Source organism: Agrobacterium sp. (assembly GCF_032092815.1).
Lineage (GTDB): Bacteria > Pseudomonadota > Alphaproteobacteria > Rhizobiales > Rhizobiaceae > Agrobacterium.
In genome coordinates this window covers 29942-39504 of the sequence record NZ_DAMDBP010000014.1, presented here as the reverse complement: position 1 = coordinate 39504, position 9563 = coordinate 29942, and the positions used below count along the sequence as shown (strand labels likewise).

At 55.6% G+C, this 9563-nt stretch carries 10 protein-coding genes and 1 pseudogene; 3 read left to right on the top strand and 8 right to left on the bottom strand.

What is annotated here, in order from left to right:
• The 3 genes from trhA to RT613_RS10660 all read right to left on the bottom strand — a co-directional run.
• Nucleotides 1-527, bottom strand: a 527-nt coding sequence (trhA, locus tag RT613_RS10670) for a PAQR family membrane homeostasis protein TrhA (RefSeq protein ID WP_313615195.1), incomplete at its 3' end; no start/stop codon positions are given.
• A 164-nt stretch (nucleotides 528-691) separates the two neighbouring features.
• Nucleotides 692-1012 carry a TraR/DksA family transcriptional regulator gene (locus tag RT613_RS10665; RefSeq protein WP_313615193.1) on the bottom strand — a complete coding sequence of 107 codons (321 nt, stop codon included), beginning with the start codon at nucleotides 1010-1012 and terminating at the stop codon, nucleotides 692-694.
• Between the two features lie 85 nt (nucleotides 1013-1097).
• A complete protein-coding gene (locus RT613_RS10660; protein ID WP_313615191.1) occupies nucleotides 1098-1508 on the bottom strand; it encodes a universal stress protein in 411 nt (136 codons plus the stop codon).
• A gap of 343 nt (nucleotides 1509-1851) precedes the next feature.
• Here RT613_RS10660 and RT613_RS10655 point away from each other — a divergent pair, with 343 nt between their 5' ends.
• Both RT613_RS10655 and RT613_RS10650 read left to right on the top strand, forming a co-directional pair.
• A complete protein-coding gene (locus tag RT613_RS10655) occupies nucleotides 1852-2712 on the top strand; it encodes a VOC family protein (RefSeq protein ID WP_313615315.1) in 861 nt (286 codons plus the stop codon).
• An 80-nt stretch (nucleotides 2713-2792) separates the two neighbouring features.
• The gene (locus tag RT613_RS10650) at nucleotides 2793-3953 is read left to right on the top strand and encodes an AI-2E family transporter (protein ID WP_313615190.1); all 1161 of its coding nucleotides are present in this window, start codon (nucleotides 2793-2795) and stop codon (nucleotides 3951-3953) included.
• 3 nt (nucleotides 3954-3956) lie between these two features.
• Here RT613_RS10650 and RT613_RS10645 read toward each other — a convergent pair whose 3' ends face one another.
• Both RT613_RS10645 and RT613_RS10640 read right to left on the bottom strand, forming a co-directional pair.
• The gene (locus tag RT613_RS10645) at nucleotides 3957-4694 is read right to left on the bottom strand and encodes a polysaccharide deacetylase family protein (RefSeq protein ID WP_313615188.1); all 738 of its coding nucleotides are present in this window, start codon (nucleotides 4692-4694) and stop codon (nucleotides 3957-3959) included.
• 86 nt (nucleotides 4695-4780) lie between these two features.
• Complete coding sequence (locus tag RT613_RS10640) at nucleotides 4781-5170, bottom strand: DUF930 domain-containing protein (RefSeq protein WP_313615186.1); 390 nt, start codon at nucleotides 5168-5170, stop codon at nucleotides 4781-4783.
• Nucleotides 5171-5417: 247 nt separating this feature from the next.
• Between RT613_RS10640 and RT613_RS10635 the strand changes: the two genes are divergently transcribed.
• On the top strand, nucleotides 5418-7511 hold the full coding sequence (locus RT613_RS10635; RefSeq protein WP_313615314.1) for a S9 family peptidase: 2094 nt from the start codon (nucleotides 5418-5420) through the stop codon (nucleotides 7509-7511).
• A gap of 53 nt (nucleotides 7512-7564) precedes the next feature.
• Here RT613_RS10635 and RT613_RS10630 read toward each other — a convergent pair whose 3' ends face one another.
• The 3 genes and pseudogenes from RT613_RS10630 to RT613_RS10620 form a co-directional block, all read right to left on the bottom strand.
• On the bottom strand, nucleotides 7565-8395 hold the full coding sequence (locus RT613_RS10630; protein WP_313615185.1) for a metal ABC transporter permease: 831 nt from the start codon (nucleotides 8393-8395) through the stop codon (nucleotides 7565-7567).
• A complete protein-coding gene (gene sitC, locus RT613_RS10625) occupies nucleotides 8392-9249 on the bottom strand; it encodes an iron/manganese ABC transporter permease subunit SitC (RefSeq protein ID WP_409558808.1) in 858 nt (285 codons plus the stop codon). The genes RT613_RS10630 and sitC overlap by 4 nt, the downstream gene beginning before the upstream one ends.
• A pseudogene (locus tag RT613_RS10620) lies at nucleotides 9233-9563 on the bottom strand (manganese/iron ABC transporter ATP-binding protein); the annotation flags it as partial. The gene sitC and the pseudogene RT613_RS10620, both read right to left, overlap by 17 nt.

Here is a 9563-nt window from a genome sequence, read left to right as displayed (position 1 = left end):
ATGACGCCGCCCGCCACAATCAGCCAGATGGTGACCGGTGACAGATATTGCGAAAGTGGAGCAGCAATCAGCACGCCACTCCAGCCCATACCGAGATAAAGCAGGATGGCCAGCCGGTCATAACGGCCGGGGAACAGACATTTCAACGTAATGCCGCCAATCGCTGCCGCCCAGATGAAAGCCAGCATCAGCGCAATCAGCGGCTCATGCGCACCCGCTTGCAAAAACGGGGTATAGGTGGCGGCAATCAGCAGAAAAATCGCCGAATGATCGAGCCGCCGCAAATACCATTTGGTGCGCGAATGCGGCCAGATATTGTAGGTAAAGGAGATGGAGAGACACAGGACCAATCCCAGCCCGTAAATCCACGCGGCGGCGATGCCGCTGACAGTACTCCAAACCGTTGCATAAAAAATCAAAGCGGTTGCGCCGATCAGGGCCAGCACGATCCCGACGCCATGAACGATGCCGTCAGCGACGATTTCATGAAAGTCGTATTTGCGCCCTAAACGCCAAAGCTCACTCATTGGCCTCTTCCCGCCTATTCAAGGGGATGAGCATGCCGACAACTGGCTACAACGGCAAGTCATGTCTTAAAGAGGCACGATCACATTACGTTCGGTTATGTTGCAGCCTGTCATGTGGCAAGTCCATGCGGACATGGCTGCAACCTTATTCGGCCCCGATATGATCAGAGTTCAGCTGCGCATTCCTGGCAGAACGGCGTATAGGGCACGCTGGCAAGACGATCGGCAGAAATGGGCTTGCCGCACTTCACGCAAGTGCCGAATGTACCCTTGGCGATGCGATCAAGAGCGGCGTCAATCGCCTTCAATTCTTCCTGCCCCACCTGCCCCAGCTCATCAAGCACTTCGTCATTGTTGCGTTCAACCGCCCGGTCTTCATCGTCAGGGTTGCTGGGCTGCTCAAAATCATCCTCAATTTTCCGTAACCGCCGGAAAAGTTCCCGCTGCCTGTCGCGCAGAATTTTTTCGTAACCAGACGTATCCATGAGCTTTTTCCTCCATTTTTTTACAGCCGTGCGACCATCGGAAGCGATGCCCGCACGGAATGTCATGCCAAAACCAAAGCCGACCTTAACGGTCGATCAACACCGAGCATTTTGCGTGTCGCACAACACGGTCCGCCGTCGCACCGATGAAGTAGTTGGTGAAATCGGGTGTATGCGATGCGACGATGATGAGATCGGCCTTATGTTCCTCAGCGCAAGCGAGGATTTCGCGCGCAGGAGGGCCACTGCGGATCTCCACCTTGGCCTGAATGCCGGAACGTTCTTTCAGTTCCACCAACTTCGCCTTGCCGTCCTTGATGGCGTTTTCAATCAGGTCAACAGGAAGGTCTATCGCAATGTATCCTGGCAGTTGCTCAACCACATTCAGCAAAATGATCTCGCCACCGGCATCCAGCAAACCCGACGCCTTGCTGATGATCTTTTCACCCTTTTCGATGGCACTCATGTCAACAGGCACAACGATCTTCTTGTACATATGCTTCTCCTTCCACGTTAAGGCTGCGGCTATTTGAGCCGATCACAGCCCCAGTTCCCAAACCCCGACGCGGCGCAAAGCCAGTCGCCGCGAGAATTATAAGTCGGTTCCGCAACCGATAAATGCAGTTTCTCAAATCTGCGGCGCGGCGCCTTGATTAAGGTCAAGCGCGAAAGAGATCATTGTCAACAAATAGTGCACGCTCAATCATCAAACGTCGATCTTTCCTGAACGTTCCAGAGCAATCATATTCAACGCAACAAAAAGCGCCGCCGGAACGGCGGAGGTGCTGAAAATCCGCCTGTTGGCAAGCCAGCATGGCAAAGATGGAGTTCGTGACATCATGACAGAAGCCTCGCAATTCGCACTGACACGGCCCGCCTATGTGGGACAGGCACATCTGGTCGTGAATGATCTGGCGCACGTTTCCGACTATTATCAAAAGGTCATTGGTCTCAGCATCATTGAAAAACTGCCCAGCGGTGACGTGCTTGGTGTGGCAGGCCAGCCGCTGCTGACACTGTCCACCTCCAGTAATTCCGAACGTGCACCGCGCACGGCCGCCGGCCTGTTCCACACCGCCTTCCTGCTGCCAAGCCGCAAGGACCTGGCGCATTGGCTGGCCCATATTGCGCATAACAATATTCAGCTGGATGGCGCCTCCGACCATCTGGTCAGTGAAGCGATCTACCTGTCCGATCCGGAAGGAAACGGCATTGAGGTCTACCGCGACCGCCCACCACTTGAGTGGAATTACCAGCAGGATGGCACGGTGGAGATGAGCACGCTACGCCTGAACCTGCAGGAACTTTATAATTCGGCACCGAAAACGCCCTGGGAAGGCGCCCCTGTGGGCACGGCCATTGGCCATATCCATTTGCAGGTTGGCAATATTCCACAGGCAGACGAGTTCTATCAGGATGTGCTTGGTCTGAAGATCATGGCGCGGTATCCCGGTGCCAGTTTCTTTGCGACAGGATCCTATCACCATCATGTGGCCGCCAATATCTGGAACAGCCGTGGCGCATTAGCAAGACGTGACAACATGACCGGTCTTGCCGGTTATTCTCTGCGCTTCAACGAAAAGGGTGCGCTCGACAGCGCCATTGCTGCTCTCGATCGGTTGGGTATTTCCAGCGAACGGCAGAGCGATGGCGTTGTGCTGAAAGACCCATGGGGTATTGGCCTCAAGCTCGCCGCCTAAAAATATCTGCTGTTCTCACGTCTCCTCCTGGAACCGTAACTGTTGTTGAACGTTACTGTCCCGGATGGGGATGTGAGATCATGAGCGGCACCATAAAAATCGATGAAAAAGCCGCAGTGACGCCGAATATTGAGGCGGCACTGCATCGGTCAGATACAAACAAAAACACATCCAACGATGATGTGCGCAGCCAGCAACCATTGGGCCGCGAAGCGCTGGAAGTGGCTTCGAAGTGGTCGATCGTCGGACTTTTCACCATCGTGCTTCTTGCCTGTGTACACCTGCTGTCCGTCGTGCTGATCCCAATTGTCATGGCTATTGTTGTCGGCATGATCCTTGGCATGGCAGCCGAAAAGCTGGCTGACTACGGCATTCCAGGTTTTGGTGTAGCGCTTATCCTATCGGGCTTTGTGGCGCTGGTGTTTATCTTCGTCATAAACTCGCTGGTCGATCCGCTTTCCATGCTTGCGTCTGAGGGACCGCAACTCCTCAATCAAACCGCAGAACGTTTCCTGCCCTATCTTGAGCGAGTAAGGTGGCTCAATATTTCTGCAGCGACTTTCAGCTTCGGAACAATTTCGATGGAATCACTGCTGGATCGCAGCACCGGTATCCTTTCCATCGTCACCACAAGCCTGACACCAGCGATTGTACAAGGGTTGATTTTCTTCGCTGGCCTATTGATGTTCCTTTACAGCCGTGTGCGACTGAGAAAAGGTATCATCATGGCATTTCCAGCTCGCCACCAGCGTCTGCGCACCATCCGGACCATAGGGTCAGTGGAACATGTGCTTGGCACCTATTTTGCTACGGCCAGTCTGATCTATGCCGGGCTTGGGGTTACCATGGTCCTCATTGCCTATCTCGGTGGTTTGGCGATGCCATTGCTGTGGGGGCTGTTTGCCTTTCTCTCCAGCTTCATACCGTTTATCGGCATTACTGTGATGACCATCTCACTGACGATTGCCGGCATGTTGACGCACGACACGTTGCTGCTTGGCCTAATGCCCGCCTTCGTGTTTTTCACCATCCACTTGCTGATGGAAAATCTGCTTTTTCCGGCTGTGATTGGTCGCAACCTCGAGATCAATCCGTTCATCGTGTTCGTGGCGATTATTTTCTGGACGTGGATGTGGGGTGCGGCCGGTGCGATGCTGGCTTTGCCCCTGTCGCTGATCGGCATGACGATTGCGCAGGAACTGTTCCCATCACAGAAGGTCGTGCCGAACCTGCCTGACTGACAATCAGTTGGTTTCCGGATCGAAACCCGGATCATCAAGGCGCACGAATGTCACGCCGCGCGTCTTTAGGGCAAGCAACCCTTTTGCAACACCCTCGCCGGCCTCATGGGTTGGCTGATTGATATGGGCAATCACCACATCACCGTCCCTGGCTGCAGCAATCCGCTTTTGCGCAATACCTGCGCCCAGCAGTGAACCTCCATCACCATTTATCGAATATCCGGCAATACGCTCGCCAATATCGTTGATCCCGACCATAGCAGAATTGGTGTATTTGGCCGTTGCCCCACGGAACCAGCGTGGCTCCTTGCCGGTGGCTGCAATAATGGCCTCACGACCACCATTGACTTCACGCATGACACTTTCCAAGCTGCCAGCAGCGGCAATGCCATAGACCGACACCTGCCTGTCGATAGCGGGGATATGGTCCTGACCGTGGTTTTCGATTTCAAACAGATCTGGATTGGCAAGCATGATAGCCAGCGCATCGCGGTTGCGGCGAATCCAGCGTGCGGTCACAAAAACGGTGGCCGGGATACGTTCCGAGACCAGCGTATCGAGAATGCGAAAATCGGTTCGGCCCATGCAGGCGTCCAGCGTGATGGCAACGCGGGTGACACCACTTGCTACCGGGCGCATTTTCAATGTCGGCTCAACCAGCTTGGAAGATGCCAGTGCAGAACTGGACCACAACGCAACGAGGCAGAGGCTGGCGAGGATAGAAAGAGCGGAACGGCGCATGGCAGGAACAATTCAGACGGGGAGGCACAGAAAGCGAATGCGCCGGATAAGCGCCTGAATTATGGCGCGGTCAACCTGCAGACCACTCAATTGTAGAGGTAATATTGGCCCCATTGCGATTGCGGGACTTTTTCGCCAACCCGGTAGTCGAAGGACTGGATGGTCAGGTTCTGCTCGCTGGTGCGGCATTTGTATTTCAGCTTGTACCATTCGCCACTGCTGCGGAACACGGCTCCTGCCGCCTTGATTGAGTTTTCCGTGACTTGCGGCTCGCCGAATGTATAGGCGATGACCTTGTCTGGTCGCATACCCTTCTGCTCGGCTGCGATCCGCTCCATCGCCTCAATATCGCAACGTTGCTCAAGGCGCTCTTCCGGAGCCAGTGCGTTCAACTGTCGCTTGATGGCACTGTCCAGCGCGAAAGACGGCACTGCAGACATAACAACGAGAAGAACTGCCGGGAGAAGATGGCGCATTTTTTCCTGACCTGATGATTTCGATTCCCTGGAAAATAAAAACTGCAACAGTTCTTTTCCACGTACCTATGGGTGTATCCCCAAATTGTGCCCGAAACAGGGTAGGTCTTGCCAGCCGGCAAAAGAGGTTGTGGATATTTCAACCTTGATCCTGCCCCCGCCCCTCTCTACATCTTTTGACACTGGCGCGGTGGTCTCGAAACGACCGCAGGCGCTGTCATTCATTTCCGATGAAAGCGAGTTTGTTTTGTCGATATTCAAGAACCTCCCCGCCGCTCCTGTTGCAGAAAAAAAGCCGGTAACAGATACGCGCCACGGCATTAGCCGCACCGACGACTATGCATGGTTCCGGGCAGACAACTGGCAGGCCATGTTCAAGGACCCGACCTTGCTCGACCCGGCCATTCGCGCCCATCTGGAGGCCGAGAACACCTATATGGAGGCGGCCCTTAGCGACACCAAACCGCTGCAGGAAAAGTTGTTTGAGGAAATGAAAGGTCGCATCAAACAGGACGATTCCTCCGTTCCGATGAAGGACGGGCCTTACGCCTATGGCACGTTATTTGTGACCGGTGGCGAACAGCCGCATTATTTCCGCACCCCACGTGACGGCGGCGACAAGCAGGTGCTGCTGGACGGCGACAAGGAAGCGGAAGGCAAGGATTATTTCCGTCTTGCTGGCATCGACAATTCCTCCGACCACTCCCACGGCATCTGGGGTTATGACGACAAGGGCTCTGAATACTTCACGCTGCGGGTTCGTAATCTCGCAACCGGCGAAGATTTGGCCGACGTGATTGAAAACACCGGTGGCGGCGGGGCATGGGCACCCGACGGCAAGAGCTTTTTCTATACCTTGCAGGACGAAAACCACCGCCCGTCGAAGGTTTTCCACCACATCATCGGTCAGCCGCAGTCAGCGGACCGTCTGGTTTATGAAGAAAAGGACCCCGGTTTTTTCATGGGCGTTGGTGGATCCCTGCTGGATGACTGGATTTTCCTCGACATTCACGACCATGAAACCAGTGAATACCGTCTGCTGTCCACCTCCGACCTGACTGCCGAGCCTGTTGTGGTGGCCGAGCGTGAGGAAGGCGTGGAATATTCCATGACCGAGGGCGGTGATGTTTTCTACATCCTGACCAATGACGGGGACGCCAAGGACTTCAAGATCATGGAAGCGCCGGTGACGGCACCGGGCAAGGAAAACTGGAAAGAGCTGGTGCCACATGAGCCGGGCCGCCTGATCCTGTCGCACCTTGCCCATGCCCGCCACCTGTTATGGTTGGAGCGCCGTGATGGCCTGCCGCGCATCGTCATTCGTGACCGTGCAACCGGTGAAGAACATGCCATTGCCTTTGCAGAGGAAGCCTATTCGCTGGGCCTGCAGGGTGCTGCCGAATATGACACAGACACCATCCGCTTCTCCTATTCCTCGATGACCACGCCAAGCCAGTTATTCGATTATAATATGGTGACGCGCGAACGCGTGTTGTTGAAGACACAGGAAGTGCCATCCGGCCACAATATCGATTATTACGTCACGCGCCGCGTCATCGCGACATCCCATGACGGCGCGCTTGTGCCGGTTTCCCTGCTCTACCACAAGGACACCAAACTGGACGGCTCGGCCCCTTGCCTGCTTTACGGCTATGGCGCCTACGGCATCAGCATCCCGGCCTCGTTCAGCACCAACAATCTGTCGCTGGCAGATCGTGGTTTCGTCTACGCCATCGCCCATATTCGCGGCGGCAAGGATAAGGGTTTCGAGTGGTATGAAACCGGCAAGATGGAGCACAAGCAGAACACCTTCAAGGACTTCATCGCCGCAGCCGACCATCTGGTCACGGAGGGTTTCACCTCCTACGACAAGATCATCGCCGAAGGCGGTTCGGCCGGTGGCATGCTGATGGGCGCCGTTGCCAATATGGCACCGGAAAAGTTTGCCGGTATCATTGCTGCCGTTCCATTTGTCGACGTGCTGACAACCATGCTGGACGACACCCTGCCGCTGACACCGCCGGAATGGCCGGAATGGGGCAACCCGATCGATTCTGAAGAGGAATATAACTGGATTGCGGCCTATAGCCCCTACGACAATGTCGGTGCAAAGGCCTATCCGCCGCTGCTGGCGATTTCCGGCCTCACCGACCCGCGTGTGACCTATTGGGAACCAACGAAGTGGGTGGCAAAGCTGCGTGAATATACGACCGGCGACGCGCCAATTCTGTTGAAGACCAACATGGCGGCAGGCCATGGCGGTAAATCCGGACGCTTCCAGCGACTGGAAGAAATCGCTTTTGAATATGCCTTCGCGATCAAGGTTGCGAACAAAATGTAAGGCAGAGATGAAACGCCGCCGCGTGATCCATAGACCCCATGCGGCGGCGTTTTTTATCCGTTATTGGCTTCGACTTTTGAAGCCTGCAGGCTTGCCCGCACGAAGGCGACCACAAACATCGCCGACAGCAACAGCACGATTGTGGGCGCCGGTGCACTGTCGATGAAGAATGACAGATAAACACCAAGCAGCGATGCCACCAGGGCAATGATCACCGACAGAAGCAGCATGGTCGAGAACTTGCGGGTGAGCAGGAAGGCGATGGAGCCGGGTGCAATCAGCATGGCAATGGCCAGAATAATACCGACCGCCTTCAAGGCGCCGACAATGGTCAGCGATATCAGGCACAACAGGCCGGAATGCAGCAGGTTGACACGAAGGCCGACGGCCTTTGCCTGGGCCGCATCAAAGGCATGCAGCAGGAAGTCTTTCCATTTGAGGCCGATGATGCCGGTGGTGATCAGCGCAATCAGTGCCGTCTCGGCTATATCCTGCCAGCTCACGCCCAGCATGTCACCAAACAGGATATGGTCGAGGTGCACGTCCGACTGGATCTTGACGTAAAGCACCAGCCCCAGCCCGAACATGCCGGAAAACACCACGCCCATCACCGTATCCTGTTTGATACGGCTATTATCCTTGAGGTAACCGGTGGCAAGCGCACAGACCATGCCGGCCACGAATGCACCAACCGCAAATGGCAGGCCAACGATGTAGGCGATGACGACTCCGGGAAACACCGCATGGCTGATGGCATCGCCCATCAGCGACCAGCCTTTCAGCACCATGAAGCATGACAGGACAGCGGTCGGTACGGCCACCAGCGCTGCAATGACCAGCGCATTGACCATGAAGTCAAACTCGAAGGGTTCGAAGAAGTTCATAGCGCTACCTCCTGCGCCCGTGCGGCTCTTCTGCGCGAGGCGAGAAGCCCGTGCTTGGGTGCGAAAAAGAATGCGATGAGGAAGATCAGCGTCTGCAATACAACGATGATGCCGCCGGTCGCGCCATCCAGGAAATAGCTGGCATAGGCACCGGTGAAGCTGGTGATAGAACCAATGGCAACGGCAATGCCGAGCAGGCGCGGGAAACGGTCTGTCAGCAGATAGGCTGTTGCTCCCGGTGTGACCACCATACAGATAACAAGGAACGCGCCGACGGTCTGCATGGCGGCAACGGTGGATGCTGCGAGCAGCGTGAAGAACACGGCCTTCAGAAAGGTTGGGCGCAGACCAATGGAACGGGCGTGGTTTTCGTCAAAAAACGTCACCATCAGGTCCTTCCACTTGAGAAGCAGAATGGCCAGCGACACAAACCCAATAATGGCAAGTTGCAGCGTATCGGCAGGCGGGATGGCGAGGATATTGCCCAGAACAATCGTCTGAATATTCACGGCCGTCGGGTTGATCGACATCATGAACAGGCCAAGGCCAAAGAAGGACGAAAAGATCAGGCCGATGATCGCGTCTTCCTTGAGTTTGGTGCGCTGGTTGAGAAACAGCATGGTCACTGCCGCCAAACCACCGGAGAAAAACGCGCCGATGGAAAATGGCAGGCCGAGCATATAAGCACCGGCCACGCCGGGCACGATGGAATGCGAAAGTGCATCGCCGATCAACGACCAGCCTTTCAACATGAGATAACAGGACAGGAAGGCGCAGACGCCGCCGACCAGTGCCGACACCCACATGGCATTCAGCATGTAATCATAGGTGAAAGGTTCAACGAGGGCGTTCATCATGATCCGCCCCTTCCGATGTCACGCTCTGCCCGGCAACCGGACGGCCGTCGCGCAAAACCAACGGCCGTTCATCATCCGTCATCACACCGACCGGCCATGGCTTTCCGCCATCCGAGCCATTGAGAACGAAATGGCGCAGCACGCCACCAAAGGTCTTTTCCAGATTGTCCTTGGTGAAGGTTTCATCGGTCGGCCCATAGGCCAGCACCGTACCCTTGATCAGGATGGTGCGATCACAAAACTCCGGCACGCTGCCGAGATTGTGGGTCGATACCAGCATCACCTTGCCTTCATCGCGAAGCGCGCGGAGA

What these genes read in the sequence shown, in the direction of transcription:
- RT613_RS10630 (WP_313615185.1), bottom strand. Translation starts at nt 8,395, where the DNA reads ATGAACTTCTTCGAACCCTTCGAGTTTGACTTCATGGTCAATGCGCTG.
- RT613_RS10650 (WP_313615190.1), top strand. Translation starts at nt 2,793, where the DNA reads ATGAGCGGCACCATAAAAATCGATGAAAAAGCCGCAGTGACGCCGAAT.
- RT613_RS10655 (WP_313615315.1), top strand. Translation starts at nt 1,852, where the DNA reads ATGACAGAAGCCTCGCAATTCGCACTGACACGGCCCGCCTATGTGGGA.
- sitC (WP_409558808.1), bottom strand. Translation starts at nt 9,249, where the DNA reads ATGAACGCCCTCGTTGAACCTTTCACCTATGATTACATGCTGAATGCC.
- RT613_RS10660 (WP_313615191.1), bottom strand. Translation starts at nt 1,508, where the DNA reads ATGTACAAGAAGATCGTTGTGCCTGTTGACATGAGTGCCATCGAAAAG.
- RT613_RS10665 (WP_313615193.1), bottom strand. Translation starts at nt 1,012, where the DNA reads ATGGATACGTCTGGTTACGAAAAAATTCTGCGCGACAGGCAGCGGGAA.
- RT613_RS10640 (WP_313615186.1), bottom strand. Translation starts at nt 5,170, where the DNA reads ATGCGCCATCTTCTCCCGGCAGTTCTTCTCGTTGTTATGTCTGCAGTG.
- RT613_RS10645 (WP_313615188.1), bottom strand. Translation starts at nt 4,694, where the DNA reads ATGCGCCGTTCCGCTCTTTCTATCCTCGCCAGCCTCTGCCTCGTTGCG.